The following is a 15,806-nucleotide window of genomic DNA, read 5'->3' as shown; positions in this document are numbered from 1 at the left end:
GACGAGAAAGGGCAAGTGGTGTCGGCAATCCGCAACATCGTCATCCTCACCGGCGCGGGCGTAAGCGCCGAAAGCGGCATCGACACCTTTCGCGGGGGCGGCGGCCTGTGGGAACAGCACCGCGTCGAGGACGTGGCGACGCCGGAGGCTTTTGCCCGCGATCCCGACTTGGTGCTGCGCTTCTACGACATGCGGCGGGAGGCGATCCAGACCAAGGAGCCGAACGCCGCGCATCTCGCGCTGGCCAAGTTGGACCGGGAGTGGGAGGGCGAATTGCTGATCGTGACGCAGAACGTCGACGACCTGCATGAGCGGGCAGGGGCCAAGCGCGTGCTCCATATGCATGGCGAGCACCTCAACGCCTGGTGCACTGCCTGTGACGAGCGGTCCCCTTGGACCGGCCCCTTGCTCGACCGTCCCGCCTGCCCGCTGTGCGGAGAAGCGGCGCTGCGGCCCGATATCGTCTGGTTCGGAGAAATGCCCTACCGGATGGACGCGATTTTCGCGGCGCTGGAGCAAGCGGACCTGTTCGTCTCGATCGGCACTTCGGGTGCGGTCTATCCCGCCGCCGGATTCGTGCGCAACGCACGCGAATTCGGGGCGGAGACGCTGGAACTGAACCTGGAACCCTCGCAAGGCACGACTTGGTTCGACGAAGCGCGCCATGGTCCGGCCACCGAACTGGTCACCGCCTGGGTCGACGAGATGCTGTCCGCATGACCGTCCATCGGGGAAGCTGCCACTGCGGCGCGGTCACGCTGGAGCTGAACGACGAGCCGCACGAGGTGTGCGACTGCAATTGCTCGGTCTGCCATCGGTTGGGGACGTTATGGTCCTATCACAGTCCCGCGAAAGTGCGCGTCGCGGGCGATCTGGCCGGCTACCAAACCGGCGATAAAGTGCTGACCTTCTGGCATTGCTCCCAGTGCGGCTGCACCACGCACTGGAGTCCGGTCGATCCCACGCAGGACCGGATGGGGCTGAACATGCGTCTCTTCGCGCCTGATCTGCTCGCGCAGCTTTCGGTCTATACTTACGACGGCAGATCGGCCTGAAACGCAGCTTCCCCGGTGGCTGGCACCCCGCAGGCGCGGCAGCCGGGATCCTTGGCGATCCTGAGCGGCCGCATCGAAGGGGCCAAGCCGTCGATCAGTTGCAGGGTGCCGTACTGGGGCACGCCCAGCGCGGCCTTGCCGTCCAGCAAAACCCGCATGGCGTGCATCGCGGCGAAGGTGCCGACCATGCCGACCATCGCCCCCAGCACGCCATCGGCCGCGCAAGTATCGCAGTCCTGCGCATCGAAGGCGTCGCCCACGAAACAGCGGTAGCAAGCCTGATCGGGCAGGTGTCCGGCAAAGTTGGCGACCTGCCCCTGGAAGCGACCAACTGCCGCGCTTGTAAGGGGAATGCCGAGTTTTACACAGCAATCTGACACGAGCAGCCGAGTCGCGAAGTTGTCACACCCGTCCAGTACCACGCTCGCGCCGGAGAGAATCTCTGCCACGTTGTCACCCCCGAGACGCGTAACGTGCGGCAGGATCTCAAGGCCAAGATCAAAGCGCCGCACCCATTCGGCTGCCGCTTCCGCTTTAGGCTTGCCGATATCCGATGGCGCATAAATCGTCTGGCGTTGCAGATTGCTGACGTCCACCGTGTCGTCGTCGATCAGCGTCAGCCGTCCTATCCCGGCTGCGGCGAGATACTGGAGCGCAGGGCTGCCGATTCCGCCGCAGCCGACCAGTACGACATGGGCATCGGCCAGCGCCATCTGGCCGGCGCCACCCACTTCCGGAAGCACGATATGCCGCGCGAATCGCGCCAGGCGTTCGGGAGGAAGCGTCATTCGCGCTCCGCGCCGTCGGCCTGCGGCACGCGCTCCCGCACGAAGCCGTGCATGCCGAACCACCACTGCGTGGCGATCACGCCGCCCTTGGCGGGCTGGAGCATGCCCAGCATCATCACCAGCGCCAGCGGCACCACGATCGCGAACATGCCCAGGGGCCCCATGGCGAAGTCCTTGGAGAGCATGATGATGATCGGCGCCATCAGGTGGCCGGTGACGAGCATGGCGATATAGGCGGGAAAGTCGTCCGCGCGCTGGGGCGTCAGGTCGAGCATGCAGGCGGGGCAGCGGTCCAGCGGCTTCAGCCACTTGCGGAACAGCCGGCCCTCGCCGCAGCGCGGGCAGTGGCAGCGAATGCCGCGCAGCGCGGCCTGCCCATAATTGGCGGGAAGCGTCATGGCCCTGCGCCTACAGCATCGGGCGGTCCCCGGCCAAGCGCAAAACTCGCAGTGCGAAACGAAGATGCGGGAGCGTCCGGCCAAGGGGGAAGGGGGAGCCCCCGCATCAGGAGAAGGGGGCAGGTCAGCCGTTGCCGGCGATCCGCACCCGATTGCGGCCGCCATTCTTGGCGGCATTCAAGGCGGCGTGGGCACGATGGGTGGCGTCTCCCAGATGAGAGAAGGCGCGCACCGGCGCCAGTCCGCAGGAAAAGGTCACCGGCCAGGCATTGCCCGTGCTTTCCGGCCCCAGCAGCGGATCGAGCGCGACGCTGGCGCGCAGACGTTCCAGCACCAGCCGTGCCTCGTCCAATTGGGTATCGGGCAGGAGCACGACGAACGCCTCTCCGCTCCACCGCGCGGCCAGATCGCTGCGGCGGATTCCGCGTTCGAGCCGGTGACCCACGGCGCGGAGCAGGGCGTCGCCGGCGGCGCGGCCGAAGCGGTCGTTAATCGATTGGAAGTGGTCGATATCGATCAGCGCGATCACCGAATTGCTGTCGCCCGACAGAACCTTTTCGGAAAGGTCCAGAAAGCCGGGGCGGCTGTGCAGGCCGGTCAGGGCATCGTGATCGGTGTCCGTGGACAGGGTTGGGTTACGGATCGCGCTGCCGTTGGCGGCCACGGCAACGGCGCGCAGCAGCTGCCCGACCAGATCGTCTCCACCACGGGGCAGGGGCGGCACGGCCTCGCCGCGATGGATCGCGCCAAGCGTTGCCGTTGCCCGCGCGACCGGCGCCAGCAGCGCCCGGATGGCCAGCATGCCCAGTCCGGCGGCGACAAGCGACGCCGCGAACAGGCCCAGCAGGAGCGAGGGTTGCCATGCCCCGGTCGCCCATTGGTACGTGGCCAGCGCCAGCAAGGGTGAAAGGACGGCGGCAAAGCAAGCCAGCAGGATGCGCCATTCGTAGTGGCGCGGGAACAGGAAAGTCGTGGCCCGGTAGAAGCGCATGGGGGGAGGCTCCTCTCGTGCGGCCGGAAATCCCGGCCTGAAGTCAGGCTATGGGAAGAGCCTTATCTAATGGTTAAGAATTTCCCATTCGTCGCGGAATCCGCACTTGCTGTCGGCATCTTGTCTTGCCGGGGTGGCAGTATTGAATGACGATTACAAGTAATGTCGAGTAGATGAACGGGCAGTTCATTTTGGAAGAATGCTATTTCCGAGATAAAATCCGGCACTATTGTTGGATTTTTCAGTGGGGAATAGTGCGTGGGGCGGCGCGTGAATATCTCCTGGAAACAGGGAGATGAATGCCGCGTATGAAGCGAGAAAATCTCGAAACCGGTATTCTGGGAGAGCGCTTGGAAAGGGTTTCGCCGGGCCCAAACGATGTCGCGCGCGAGAACCGAAGTTCTCGCGCGCGATCAGGTGCGACCCTGTGGGCAAACGTGTGGATGGCCCGTTAAGTTCCCGGGGAAACCCCCGGGAAAATGTCAGGATTCGAGCTGGCGGAGCAGCGAACGTACGTCGCCGTCCATGTCGGCATCGCGCGTGCGCAGTTCCTCGATCAGGCGGACGGCGTGGATCACCGTCGAGTGATCGCGGCCGCCGAACTTGCGGCCGATTTCCGGGTAGGAGCGCGGCGTCAGCACCTTGGCGAGGTACATCGCCACCTGGCGCGGACGCACCACCGCGCGGGCGCGGCGCTTGGAACTCATCTCCGTCCGGTCGATCCGGTAGAACTGGCAGACCGTGCGCTGGATCTCGTCGATCGTGATGCGGCGGCGGTTGGCCGAGAGGATGTCGGTAAGCTGTTCTTCTGCCAGCTGGAGCGACACGGCCTGGCCGGTCAGCTGGGCATAGGCGATCAGCTTGTTCAGGCCGCCCACCAGTTCGCGCACGTTGCGATTGATGGTGCGGGCCAGGAACTCGATCACGTCCGAAGGCACGTCCACCGAGGCGAAGCGGCCCAGGCGGTTTTCCAGGATCGAGCGGCGCAGTTCGATGTCCGCCGGCAGGATGTCCGCGACGAGACCCATCGACAGGCGCGAGAGCAGGCGCGGTTCGACGCCGTCGAGCGCCTGCGGCGCGCGGTCGGCGGCGAAGACCAGTCGCTTGCCTTCCTGAAGCAGCGCATCGATCGTGTAGAGCAGTTCTTCCTGCGCCGATGCCTTGCCGATGATGAACTGGATATCGTCCACCAGCAGCAGGTCGAACCCGCGCAGGCGCGACTTGAACTCGATCATCTGGTTCTGGCGCAGCGCCTGGACGAATTCGACCATGAAGCGCTCTGCCGAGCAGTAGAAGATCCGCGCGTGCGGGTGGTGCTGCAGATAGGCGTGGCCGATCGCGTGCAGCAGGTGCGTCTTGCCCTGGCCGGTGGCGGCCTTGAGGTAGAGCGGCGAGAACTGAGGCGTTTCCGTGGCGGCCATGCGCTGCGCGGCATTGCACGCCAGCACGTTGGACTGGCCGGTCACGAAGCTGGAGAACGTCTGCGAGGCATCGATGCCGGCCGGGCCCTGGCCCAGCGCGGCGAACGAATCGCCCGACAGCGCGGCCGAGATCGGATCGGGCGTGCCCTGTGCCGAATCATTGGCCGGCGCGCTGGAGGGACGACCACCGCCGCCGCCCAGGCGTAGTTCGGGAAGCTGGCGGCGACCGGGATGCACGAGGATGCGCACATGGCGCACGTCGGGCCGGGCGATCTTCCACGCCAGCGAGAGACGGTCCGCAAAACGGTCCGACACCCAGTTCGCCGAGAATTCCGTGGGCAGGTACAGATCGAGCGTACCTGTTTCCTTGCAATAGTTGCCGGGCTGAATCGGCTTGATCCACTGGCTATGCGCCTGTTGACCGAGGTCCTTGCGCAAGCCCTGGCTGATGTCCGCCCAGTCGGCCGCCAGATTCACGGCTTCCTGATCCTCTTCCATCACCAATTTTACCGCCTTCGATTTCTTGCTCACGCCGTTAGCGCCCTGACCTGCAGATGTACCTGACATTAGACCAACCCCCCTTGTTGGCTGCTGCCCCGAACGGGCTGTCGCGCAACCGGATAGGCACCGTCGCCACACGTAAAAAATCCCCCAACCGCAAACGCATGTTTGCAGCAGGTGCTTCGTCGCTGTCGATGTTCCCCGGCCGGTTCCGCAACGGCCGAGGACCCTTTTAGAAACGGGTTTGGTCGCGGTGCAATACGCTCCTCCCCAAATAAAAAAAATTATGCCTGTTGACTCGCCCCCGAGTGCCCAATTTCCGTCATGAATAGATTTTCATGAATGAAATCAGCAACTTGGCTGACGGTCGCAAATCCGCCTCACGCGAATCGCACGGTTTCCGCCGATTCATCGCACGGCCCTGTCTGCGCGCACCTGAACGGGGCCCGAGAGCGTAACGCATGGGCGCCAGCTTCGTTCCTGTTCCGTACTTGGCAGCGGTGTCAGCGTGGAGAGGTTCGCGAGGCGAATCGGAATTCGACTCAGGAACGGCTCTCCGTCCGGCGGTTCAGAAGCGGCGAATCGGGATGCCCGAACAGCGCCGGCATGGCTCCTTCGCGCCTGTCCCTTTTTGCGACACCGGGTTGCAGCCGGGCGCAGGCAATTCGCAGGTCACGCGCTGGCTGCACGGGATCCGGAATCGCCAGAGAAGGCGTGGTGAAGGCAGGTGTCGTTCGAAGGGGCAGGGCGGTGGCGGGAGATGCAGAGCGATCTCCTGAAGCAGACGGTCTGAACCGACGGCGCCACTGCCAGCTTGCCCTTCACAGGCCCTGAAACGCCATCGGCCCAAGCTTTCCGCCCGGTTCCCGCCTGGGGCGGGGTACGAGCGGCAGCTTGGGCCGAAGCATCAGCCCAGCCCTATGGCCGGGCTGTCAGGCCGGGCTCAGAGAGCCGAGACGGCCTTGGTCAGGCGCGAGAACTTGCGCGCAGCCGTGTTCTTGTGAAGCACGCCGCGGGCAACGCCGCGGGCCAGCTCGGGCTGGGCTTCCTTGAGAGCGGCCGCAGCGGCGCTCTTGTCACCACCGGCGATCGCGGCTTCCACCTTCTTCACGAAGGTACGGATGCGGCTGACGCGGTTGGTATTGATCTCCGCACGGCGATCGTTGCGACGGATGCGCTTGCGGGCTTGCGGCGTATTGGCCATCGAATTTCCTCTGTCTGGCCCCCCACGCAGCGGTGATGGCGGCCCAATGCCTAACGAATCTGCTTGGCGAGCGGACTCGCCGGAAAGCGCGCCCCTTAGCGGTGTGACGCTATTCCGTCAACCCGCGAGGCGCCTCCGAAACCGCCTATTTCTGGCATTTCGGGCACCAGAACGTACTGCGTCCACCATGAACGAAGCGCCGAACGGTGCCGCCACATAGGCAAGGCTGGCCTTCGCGTCCATAGACCTGCCACGAAGTTGCAAAATAGCCCAGTTCTCCGTTGGGTTGGGCGTAGTCGCGGATGGTCGATCCACCCGCTGCGATCGATTCGGACAGCACTTCGCGAATCGCCGGCACCAGCTTGTTCAGCGCAGGCAGGGTGACGCGGCCCGCTTCCTTGTCCGGCCGGATGCCGGCGCGGAACAGCGCCTCGCATACGTAGATATTGCCGAGTCCGGCTACCACCTGCTGGTCCAGCAGCATCTGCTTGATCGGGGCGATTCGCCCGGCAAGCTGCGTCTTGAGATGCGCGGCGGTCAGCCCTTCGCCCAGCGGTTCGGGGCCGAGCGCCGCGAAAGCGCCCCACGAATCGAGCGTTTCGGTCGGCACCAGGTCCACGGAGCCGAATCGCCGGGCGTCGTTCAAGGCCAGGACATGGCCCGATCCGGTTTCGATCACGAGGTGGTCGTGCTTCTCCGGCTTTTCCGGCTCGATGCGCCAGCGGCCGGACATACCCAGGTGGAACACCATGGTCTGGTCGCGGTCGGTATGGATGAGGCCATACTTGGCGCGCCGGCCCATCGTGGTGACGCGCGCGCCAGTCAGAACTTGCACCAGATCGGGTGGAAAAGGCCGGCGCAAGTCCGCGCGGTTGAGCGTCACGCGCGCGATCCGCTCGCCTTCGAGATAGCGGGCAAGGCCGCGGACGGTGGTTTCGACTTCGGGAAGTTCTGGCATCGTGGTTGACGAGATAGGATGTCCCGATCGCGTTGGGAAGGAAGCGGATCGTAGGGCCGAGCGATCGGGGGCCATCCAATCACGTTTGCGGCCGTGCTGTGCCTCGCCACGATCGAATCATCCGGCTAAGTGCCTCGCATGGAAGAGAACCGCTCCCAATATCGCGCTTTTGCCATGCTCGGCCTCGTCATGCTGTTCTGGGCGGGGAACTCGATCACCGGGCGGGCGGTGCGCGACGACATTCCGCCCTTCACGCTTGCCTTCGGGCGCTGGCTGATCGCGGTGATCATGCTGCTACCGTTTGCCCTCGGGCCCTTGCGGCGCGAATGGCGCGCGGTCGTGGCGGGGTGGCGCTGGATTCTGGCGCTGGGCGTGCTGGGCGTCGCCTGCTTCAACGGCTTTCTCTACAAGGGCCTGCATTATACGACCGCCGCCAACGCCTTGCTGCTGCAGGCCTCGATCCCGGCGGTGGTGACCGTGCTGGACCGGGTGCTGTTCGGCGGGCGGCCGGGAAAGCTGCATGGGCTGGGCGTGCTGGTTTCGACGCTGGGCGTGATCGCCATCGTCTTCAAGGGCGATCCGGCGGCGCTGATGCAATTGCGCTTCGGCGCGGGTGACGGGCTGGTGTTCTGCGCGGTGGCGGCGTGGTCGTTCTACACGGTACTGCTGCGCAAGCGGCCGCCGATCCCCCCGGCCGTGTTCCTGTTCCTGACTTTCGTGCTGGGCGCGCTGGCCATGGGCCCGCTGGCTGGCTGGGAGGCCGCTCAGGGACAGGCGATCAACTGGAGCCCGCATGTGCTGGCGGCTTTTGCCTATGTCGGCATTTTCCCCTCGGCCCTGGCCTACTTCATCTACAACCGCGCGACGGCCGACCTTGGCGCCGCGCGTGCGGGGCAGGCGATCACGCTGATGCCGCTGTTCGGTGCGCTGCTCTCGGCCTTGCTGCTGGGAGAGCGGCTCATGCCCTACCACCTTATCGGCATGGCACTGATTCTGGCCGGGATCGTGCTGTCCGCCCTGGCCCTTCGGAACCGCGGATAGGACAAATCGACTGCAAAACTCCGGTGGCGCCCGCGCAGCCGTACCGCTAGAGGACTGCGCCATGAGCGAAACGGTTTCCTTCGGCTACGAGGATGTGGCCACCGAGGAGAAGGAGGCGCGCGTTGGCGCGGTCTTCTCCAGCGTTGCACGCAAGTACGACGTGATGAACGATGCCATGTCGGTCGGCATGCACCGGCTCTGGAAGGACAAGTTCGTGCGCCGCGTGAAGCCGCATCGCGACGAACAGATCCTCGACATGGCCGGCGGCACGGGCGACATCGCCTTCCGCATGGCCGCGCATGGCGCCTCCGTCACCGTGTCCGACATCAATCAGGACATGCTGGACGTCGGCATCGAACGCGCGATGGAGCGCGGCCTCGATGGCCTGGTCTGGTCGCGCCAGAATGCGGAGGAACTGTCGTTCCCCGCGCGCCACTTCGATGCCTATACGATCGCCTTCGGCATCCGCAACGTCACCCATATCGACAAGGCGCTGGCCGAAGCGCACCGCGTGCTGAAGTACGGCGGACGCTTCTTCTGCCTGGAATTCTCGACCACCGAATGGCCGGGCTTCAAGGAAGTCTACGACGTCTATTCGCACCGCCTGGTGCCCAAGATCGGGCAGGCTATCGCCGGTGATGCCGAATCGTACCGCTACCTGATCGAATCGATCCGCCGCTTCCCGCCGATGCCGGAATTCGAAAAGATGATCCGCGAAGCCGGTTTCAAGCACACCAAGGTGGAGCCGATCATGGGCGGCCTTGTCGCGATCCACTCGGGCTGGAAAGTGTAACCGGGCACGTGACGGGTTCGACGACGCATATCCTGCGGCTCCTCAAATGGGGCCGCGTCCTCGCACGCCATGGGGCGCTGCGCGGAATCGAGAATGACCGCAATGCACCGGCGCAAGTAAAGCGCCTGTGCCGGATCGCCCGCTTCGGTGCGCGCCAGCCGGCGGAGCCGGACTATGCCGGCGCGTTTCAGGAAATCGGCCCGGCCGCGATCAAGCTGGGGCAGGCGCTGGCCACCCGGCCCGATCTTGTCGGCGAAGGCCCCGCGCGCAACCTGCTGACCTTGCAGGACAGCCTGCCGCCGGTGGCATTCTCCGAAATCCGCCGGGTGATCGAAGGCAGCTTCGGCCGCCCGCTGGAGCAGATCTTCGCCTCGATCGACGAGAATCCGGTGGGCGCCGCCTCGATCGCGCAAGTCCATCGTGCGGTCACGCCCGATGGCCGCGACGTCGCGGTGAAAGTGCTGCGCCCCGGCATTCGCGAGCAGTTTGCGCGCGATGTCGAGACCTACGAATGGGCCGCCGCGCATCTTGAGGCGCTGGGCGGAGAGGCTGCGCGTCTGCGCCCGCGCGCGGTCGTCGCCAATCTGAAGCGCTGGACCCTGCGAGAGCTGGATCTGCGGCGCGAGGCGGCCTCTGCCTCCGAACTGGCCGATGCCATGCATGGCATCCACGGCTACCGCGTGCCCGGCATCGAATGGGATCGCACCAACGGGCAGGTGCTGACCGTCGAGTGGATCGGCGCCACCAAGATGAGCGACATCGAAGGCTTGCGCGCGGCCGGGCACGATCTGCCCAGGCTGGCGCACAAGCTGGTGATCACGTTCCTGACGCAGGCGATCTCGTCCGGATTCTTCCATGCCGACATGCACCAGGGCAACCTGTTCGTGGAGGCGGACGGCACCATCGTCGCCATCGATTTCGGGATCATGGGCCGCATCAACCGGCAGGCGCGGCTGTGGCTGGCGGAGATCCTCTACGGCCTCACCACCGGCAATTACCGCCGCGTGGCCGAAATTCATTTCGAAGCGCAGTACGTGCCCAGCTACCACACGGTGGAAGAGTTCGCGACCGCGCTGCGCGCCGTGGGTGAGCCGATGCGTGGCAAGCCGGTGTCCGAACTCTCGGTCGGCCAGATGCTCGACGGGCTGTTCGCGATCACCCGCGATTTCGACATGGCGGTGCAGCCGCACTTGCTGCTGCTGCAGAAGACCATGGTCATGGTCGAAGGTCTGGCCACCGCGCTCGATCCCGGCATCAACATGTGGGACGTTTCGGCGCCCTTCGTGAAAAGCTGGATTCGCGACGAACTGGGGCCGGAGGCGGTGATTGCCGACCGGCTGCGCGAAGACCTTGGCACCCTGTTCCGCCTGCCCGCGCTGGTGCGGCGGATCGAGGAGAAGTTCCCGCCCAAGGGCGGCGCGCCCGAACAGGCGCCGCTGCCCGATGTCGACCTGATCTGGTCGCCAAATGGCGAGCGTAAACCCGAAAGTAACCACTGGGTGGGCTATGGTCTGGCGGCAATCCTTGGGGGTGTTGCTGCATGCGCGCTGACGTACTGGACATTGCTGGGCCATTGAGCCCTGCCGCAAGCAAAGCCGAGGGAGGGGGCGGAGCGCCTGCCTCCCCGGCATCAACGCGCTTTGCGAACTGGCCTGTCTGGCTGGCGCGGCTGGCGCTGGCTTTGCTGGCGGCGCTGCTTGTCGCCTCGGCCATGGTGCCGGTGGCCAAGTCGGGCAGCCGTTCGCCATGGGACGGGCCGGTGGAAGGTCCGATCTCAACCGCCGGCAAGCCCGGCCTCGCCCAAAAGCCCTATGACGAGGACATTGCCCTTTACGAAGTGGCCATTGCCCGCATCGCCAAGGGCGAGAATTACTACCACTTCATCGTGCCGGAACAGCGCGCGCGCCACTATCCGGTGAATCCGGCGATTGCGGTGCGCCTGCCGACGCTTGCCTATCTCGATGCGTGGCTGGGGACGGCCGGGCAGATCGCGGCGGCAATCGTGCTGATGGTGGGCATTGTCATGGCATGGTGGCACAAGCTGGGGGAGGCGGGCATTTCGCCGCGCCTTCGCCGCATGGCGACCGCGTTGGTCTTCGTGGGCGCTTCCCTAGCGCTGAACCGGCATTACTTCCCGCTGCACGAGCTTTGGGCCGGGGGCCTGATCGCTCTTGCGCTGGGTCTCCACCGTATCGGCCGTTCGGGAGAGGGCGGCCGCTGGCATGCCGCGTTCGCCGCCGCCGCGCTGGCGCTGGCGATCCGCGAGCCTTCGCTGCCCTTCGTCGCGCTGATGGCGGCGACCGCGCTATGGCAGCGCAACTGGCGGGAGGCGGCGGCATGGACCGCGCTGATCGCCGTGTTCTTCGCCGGCCTTGCCTGGCACCTCTCGCTGATTTCGCAGCAGGCGCTGCCTACCGACCCGCACGGCCCGCCCTGGCTGGTGCTGCGCGGGCTGTCCGGTTGGCTCTCCAACGTGATCCAGTCCAGCAACTTGCGCTGGCTGCCGCACTGGCTGGCGGGCCCGGCGGTGGTGCTGATGACGTTCGGCTGGCTGGGCTGGAACCGGGCGGAGGGCGTGTTCGCCTTCCTGCTGGCAGCGGGCTACGGCGTGCTGTTCATGGCGGCGGGCCGGTGGGACAATTTCTACTGGGGTGCAATGATCGCGCCGGCCATGTTCGCGGGCATCGCCTTTGCGCCAAGGGCGCTGGCAGGCCTTGCGATTGCGGCAAGGCTCTCCAAATCTCCCGGCCAAACCTCCGGGGAAACCCTAAATTGATTGCACGCCCATGAACGCTGTTGCACAAGCCCGGACCATGAGTGGTCCCCGTATTCTTCTGGTCATCGGCGGCGGTATCGCGGCCTACAAGGCCTGCGAACTGGTGCGCCATATCCGCAAGGAAGGCGGCGAGGTAACTTGCGTGCTGACCGAGGGCGGATCGCATTTCGTCACCCCGATGGCATTGGCGGCACTGTCCGAACGGCCGGTCTTCACCTCGCTCTGGGACCTCAAGAACGAGGTCGAGATGGGCCATATCCAGTTGAGCCGAGAGGCCGATCTGGTGGTGGTCTGCCCGGCGACGGCGGACCTGATGGCCAAGATGGCCTCCGGAATTGCCGATGATCTGGCGACGACGATGATGCTGGCGACCGACAAGCCGGTCATGGCCGTGCCGGCGATGAACGTGCGGATGTGGCAGCATCCCGCCACCGTGCGCAACGTGCAGATCCTGCGCGACGCCGGCGTGGACGTGATGGAGCCGGACGAGGGCACGATGGCCTGCGGCGAGTTCGGCCCCGGCCGCCTGCCCGATCCCATCGCGATCTGGCAGCGGATTGCCTGGGCGCTGGGCCTTGGCCCGGTGGAAGTGGCTCCGTTGCCAGGTTCGGTGCCTTCATTGCCGCAGCCGGAAATGGGTCTGGACCTTGCCAATCCCTTTCCCTGGCAACCGCAGTTCGCCGCCCCGGAACCGGAACCCATTGCCGACGAAAGCCCGGCGGATAGTGACAGTTTCGGCCTTGGCGGCCTGACCGGATCGATGATCAGTCGCGGGCTTCAGAAGGCCAAGCGCGCGATCAGCTTCGGCGCGCCCGACGATGATGGCGCGACTTTCGACCCGCTTGCGGATGGCGGCGCGATTGCCGATCCGGCGGCGGGTCTGCTGGTGGTGAAGAAGGGCGGCGCACGCTCTGCTCCGCCGACCGATCCCGACGCGATCAACCACAAGATTTCGCAGGCCTCTGCTCCGCAGCCGTTCGGCGCGGCGCCCGAAGTGCCGTTCGAAAAGCCCACCGATGGCCCGCTTTCGGGCCGTCACGTGCTGGTGACCGCAGGCCCGACGTGGGAGCCGATCGATCCGGTGCGCTACATCGCCAATCGTTCTTCGGGCAAGCAGGGCTTCGCCATCGCCGCTGCCGCCGCCAAGGCCGGCGCGCGCGTCACGCTGGTGGCTGGCCCAGTGCACTTGCCCACCCCGCCGGGCGTGGACCGGGTGGACGTGGAAAGCGCGCAGCAGATGGCCGATGCGGTGAAGCAGGCGCTGCCCGCCGACATCGCCGTGATGGTTGCCGCCGTGGCAGACTGGCGCACGATCAGCGTCGCCAAGGACAAGCTGAAGAAGCGCGGTTCGGCCCCGCCGGCGCTGCTCCTGACCGAAAACCCCGACATTCTCGCCAGCGTCGCCGCGCGGCCGGACCGGCCGCCGCTGCTGATCGGCTTCGCCGCCGAGACCGAGGACGTGATCCGCTACGCCAAGGAAAAGCGCAAGCGCAAGGGCGCGGACTGGATCATTGCCAACGACGTTTCCGGCGATGTGATGGGCGGCGATGCCAATGCCGTGCATATCGTGCGCGGCGACGACGTGATTTCCCTTCCCGAAATGCCCAAGGAGGAGGTCGCGCGCCTTCTCGTAGAAAGGTTCGCAGATGCACTCCCCCGCTGAAGTCCCGGTTGCCGTAAAGATCCTTCCCCACGGTGAAGGCCTGCCGCTGCCGGTCTACGCCACCGATGGCGCGGCGGGGATGGACGTGGTTTCGGCCGAGGATGTGACGCTGGCCCCCGGCGGCCGTCATGCCGTGGCCACCGGGCTGTCCATGGCGATCCCGGCCGGTTTCGAGATCCAGGTGCGCCCGCGCTCCGGCCTTGCGTTGAAGCACGGCATCTCGGTGCCCAATTCGCCCGGCACGATCGATTCGGACTATCGCGGTGAGTTGAAGGTGATCCTTATCAACCACGGCGCCGATGCGTTCGAGATTCGCCGTGGCGACCGCGTGGCGCAGCTTGTGCTGGCGCCCGTCACCCGCGCATCGTGGCTGCAGGTCGAGGAACTCGACGAGACCCTGCGCGGCGAGGGTGGCTTCGGTTCGACCGGCGGCGTGGTGGCGCTGGGGAACTGATCCTTCGGCGTCTATGAAAAGGCGCCGAGGACCCACAAGAGCAGCATGACGAGCGCCACGAGGCCAGACGTTACGGTGAGGCATCCAATCGGGCCCCATCGGCGGTGAACCTAGTCGGTCGCCGTCTCCATCGCGGCTTCCGCGACACCGCCGGCGATTTCTCCAAGAATGTCGTCAATCATCGGCGGCTTGTTCTGTCGGATGATATGCTTCGGCAAATGAAAGCGTCGTAACTGCTTGCGCGCCTTGGCGGAGTTCAGGCGCGTGAAAAGGCGCCGAGCAGCCACAGAGCCAGCAACGCGACCACAGCCAACGCCAGAAGGACCATCAGGCAGCCTTTGCAGCCCCATTTGCGATGGACGGTGTCCACTGTGTCTACGGCATCGATGACGTCGGTGACGGTGTCGACTGCATCCAGGATATGGTCGAGAGGCATCGCCGCCCACTCTCGCCGCCAAACCGTTCAGGCAAGTGAACGGTATGAAATTCCCACAAGCTTGCACCTCCCCCAACCAACGTCGTCATCCCCGCGCAGGCGGGAATCCTGCTGTTGATGCGGCGCTTGAGTGGTGGAGTGTGTGGTGGAGCAGCGGGTGTGACGAAGATGGATTTGGCCGGAAATTGACTGGGAGAGCCCGGCCTCAAGCCGGCTACTGCACCCCGAATTCAATCCTTGCGGTCGATTCGCGCGCGGCGTTCGCGGTGGTATTTGAACCCGTACCAGCCCATGCCGCCGATCCCGACAATGGCCACCAAGCCCTTGGCAAGGGCGGAGAAGGCCGATGTCAGCGCTCCTACGGTCACCCCCCAGAAGAGCTGCGACATGATGGCCATGAAGGTATTCATTCAGCGGGGGCTATATCCGGGTGAGCCGGCGGGAGATACCCACAATGCGGCAGGGCGAAGGATGGTGTGTAAACCACGGTCGTTAAACGGGCCGTCCCTAAAGCAAAGAACGGGCCCGCCGGTTCCCCGGTGAGCCCGTTCCTCGGTGTCTCCCGCCTCAAAGGGCGAGGAGCGCCCTGTTCAGATCACTTCTTTTCCGGTGCGATCGAGATGCGCACGGTCTCGCCCGAGTTGCCCGGGAAGTTCGTGAACATTGCCTGGATCAGGTTCGGGACAAGGTACTGCAGGCGGTTAGAGGTCGAAACCGCCTCGGCCTTGCCTTCGAACAGGCGCTGGTTGTCCACCGCGCGGTCGATCTTCAGCGAAATGCCGCTGGTGAAGACGGTGTAGCTGTCGATGCCGCCGTCGAAGAACGGATCATACCAGCCCATCGCCCAGGGGCCGCCGCCCCAGCCGCCCCAACGGGGGCCATAGAAGCCGCGACCGTAGAAGCCGGGGCCGTACCACGGGCTCCAGAAGCCGCCCATGCCGGGGGAGGAGCGAATGCGTTCGCGGCCGCTGTCCACGCCATAGTCGAAGCGCACGATCAGGGTCGCCTTGGCGGGATCGTCCACCGGGGTGAAGCCCTGCTTGGCGATCTGGTCGCGCACCAGTGCGGCGTAAGTGGCGAATTCCAGGCCGCCGGCAAGCTTGGGATCATCGGCGACGACGACGAAAGTCTGCCCTTCCGGCGCTGGAAGCTGCGTCCGGAAGCGAGAGACGTTGGCGTTGAAAGGCGTGGCGCAGGCGGCCAAAGCCATGAGGAGCACGGCGACGGCTGCGACCCTTAGCCTGCCGAGGTGCGTTCCGGGATGTTCTGTCATTGGTTTCACTCCATGAACCCGTAGGCCCGAAACGCCCTTCCCAAGCGTGGCCCG

17 protein-coding genes are annotated in these 15,806 nt (G+C 65.5%); 8 read left to right on the top strand and 9 right to left on the bottom strand.

The annotated features are described in order from the left end of the window. Positions 1-18 precede the first annotated feature (18 nt). Both WBP07_RS13575 and WBP07_RS13570 read left to right on the top strand, forming a co-directional pair. A complete protein-coding gene (locus WBP07_RS13575) occupies positions 19-720 on the top strand; it encodes an NAD-dependent deacylase (protein WP_395391779.1) in 702 nt (233 codons plus the stop codon). Next, positions 717-1,055, top strand: a complete 339-nt coding sequence (locus WBP07_RS13570) for a GFA family protein (RefSeq protein WP_395391777.1) — start codon at positions 717-719, stop codon at positions 1,053-1,055. Before WBP07_RS13575 ends, WBP07_RS13570 begins: the two co-directional genes overlap by 4 nt. On the opposite strand, the gene WBP07_RS13565 is transcribed toward WBP07_RS13570, so the two are convergent. The 6 genes from WBP07_RS13565 to mutM all read right to left on the bottom strand — a co-directional run bounded on the left by WBP07_RS13565 (position 1,034) and on the right by mutM (position 7,316). Continuing rightward, positions 1,034-1,843 (bottom strand): HesA/MoeB/ThiF family protein, encoded by an 810-nt coding sequence (locus WBP07_RS13565; protein ID WP_395391776.1) that lies wholly within the window; start codon positions 1,841-1,843, stop codon positions 1,034-1,036. The two genes, WBP07_RS13570 and WBP07_RS13565, sit on opposite strands and share 22 nt — an antisense overlap. Continuing rightward, a complete protein-coding gene (locus WBP07_RS13560) occupies positions 1,840-2,241 on the bottom strand; it encodes a DUF983 domain-containing protein (RefSeq protein WP_395391774.1) in 402 nt (133 codons plus the stop codon). The genes WBP07_RS13565 and WBP07_RS13560 overlap by 4 nt, the downstream gene beginning before the upstream one ends. Before the next feature lie 124 nt (positions 2,242-2,365). Then, positions 2,366-3,232, bottom strand: coding sequence for a diguanylate cyclase domain-containing protein (locus WBP07_RS13555; RefSeq protein ID WP_395391772.1), 867 nt, complete (start codon positions 3,230-3,232; stop codon positions 2,366-2,368). Between the two features lie 482 nt (positions 3,233-3,714). Next, positions 3,715-5,151, bottom strand: a complete 1,437-nt coding sequence (dnaA, locus tag WBP07_RS13550; RefSeq protein WP_395395793.1) for a chromosomal replication initiator protein DnaA — start codon at positions 5,149-5,151, stop codon at positions 3,715-3,717. Between the two features lie 946 nt (positions 5,152-6,097). After that, positions 6,098-6,358 carry a 30S ribosomal protein S20 gene (gene rpsT, locus WBP07_RS13545; RefSeq protein ID WP_395328751.1) on the bottom strand — a complete coding sequence of 87 codons (261 nt, stop codon included), beginning with the start codon at positions 6,356-6,358 and terminating at the stop codon, positions 6,098-6,100. Positions 6,359-6,503: 145 nt separating this feature from the next. Further along, on the bottom strand, positions 6,504-7,316 hold the full coding sequence (mutM, locus tag WBP07_RS13540; RefSeq protein WP_395391771.1) for a bifunctional DNA-formamidopyrimidine glycosylase/DNA-(apurinic or apyrimidinic site) lyase: 813 nt from the start codon (positions 7,314-7,316) through the stop codon (positions 6,504-6,506). 138 nt (positions 7,317-7,454) lie between these two features. On the opposite strand from mutM, the gene WBP07_RS13535 reads away from it, so the two are divergent. The 6 genes from WBP07_RS13535 to dut all read left to right on the top strand — a co-directional run bounded on the left by WBP07_RS13535 (position 7,455) and on the right by dut (position 14,043). Then, positions 7,455-8,357 carry a DMT family transporter gene (locus WBP07_RS13535; protein WP_395391769.1) on the top strand — a complete coding sequence of 301 codons (903 nt, stop codon included), beginning with the start codon at positions 7,455-7,457 and terminating at the stop codon, positions 8,355-8,357. A gap of 61 nt (positions 8,358-8,418) precedes the next feature. Next, entirely contained in the window at positions 8,419-9,150 is a 732-nt protein-coding gene (locus WBP07_RS13530) for a class I SAM-dependent methyltransferase (protein ID WP_395391767.1), read from the top strand. An 8-nt stretch (positions 9,151-9,158) separates the two neighbouring features. Further along, entirely contained in the window at positions 9,159-10,727 is a 1,569-nt protein-coding gene (gene ubiB, locus WBP07_RS13525; RefSeq protein ID WP_395391765.1) for a 2-polyprenylphenol 6-hydroxylase, read from the top strand. Further along, a complete protein-coding gene (locus WBP07_RS13520) occupies positions 10,691-11,926 on the top strand; it encodes a hypothetical protein (protein ID WP_395391764.1) in 1,236 nt (411 codons plus the stop codon). The genes ubiB and WBP07_RS13520 overlap by 37 nt, the downstream gene beginning before the upstream one ends. A gap of 37 nt (positions 11,927-11,963) precedes the next feature. Continuing rightward, complete coding sequence (locus tag WBP07_RS13515) at positions 11,964-13,589, top strand: bifunctional phosphopantothenoylcysteine decarboxylase/phosphopantothenate synthase (protein ID WP_395391762.1); 1,626 nt, start codon at positions 11,964-11,966, stop codon at positions 13,587-13,589. Then, positions 13,573-14,043, top strand: coding sequence for a dUTP diphosphatase (gene dut / locus WBP07_RS13510; protein WP_395391761.1), 471 nt, complete (start codon positions 13,573-13,575; stop codon positions 14,041-14,043). Before WBP07_RS13515 ends, dut begins: the two co-directional genes overlap by 17 nt. A 256-nt stretch (positions 14,044-14,299) precedes the next feature. Here the strand turns inward: dut and WBP07_RS13505 are convergent, their stop codons facing one another. From WBP07_RS13505 to WBP07_RS13495, 3 genes are all read right to left on the bottom strand, one after another. After that, positions 14,300-14,479, bottom strand: coding sequence for a hypothetical protein (locus WBP07_RS13505; RefSeq protein WP_395391759.1), 180 nt, complete (start codon positions 14,477-14,479; stop codon positions 14,300-14,302). A 230-nt stretch (positions 14,480-14,709) separates the two neighbouring features. Beyond that, positions 14,710-14,889: a hypothetical protein gene (locus tag WBP07_RS13500; protein WP_395391757.1), complete on the bottom strand. Its 180-nt coding sequence runs from the start codon at positions 14,887-14,889 to the stop codon at positions 14,710-14,712. Positions 14,890-15,074: 185 nt separating this feature from the next. Continuing rightward, positions 15,075-15,752 (bottom strand): DUF4136 domain-containing protein, encoded by a 678-nt coding sequence (locus tag WBP07_RS13495; protein WP_395391755.1) that lies wholly within the window; start codon positions 15,750-15,752, stop codon positions 15,075-15,077. Positions 15,753-15,806: the final 54 nt, after the last annotated feature.

Source organism: Novosphingobium oxfordense, from assembly GCF_044029435.1.
In the GTDB taxonomy this organism is placed as follows: Bacteria; Pseudomonadota; Alphaproteobacteria; order Sphingomonadales; family Sphingomonadaceae; genus Novosphingobium.
The sequence above is the reverse complement of the archived record's forward strand: the minus strand, read 5'-3'. Positions and strand labels throughout refer to the sequence as shown.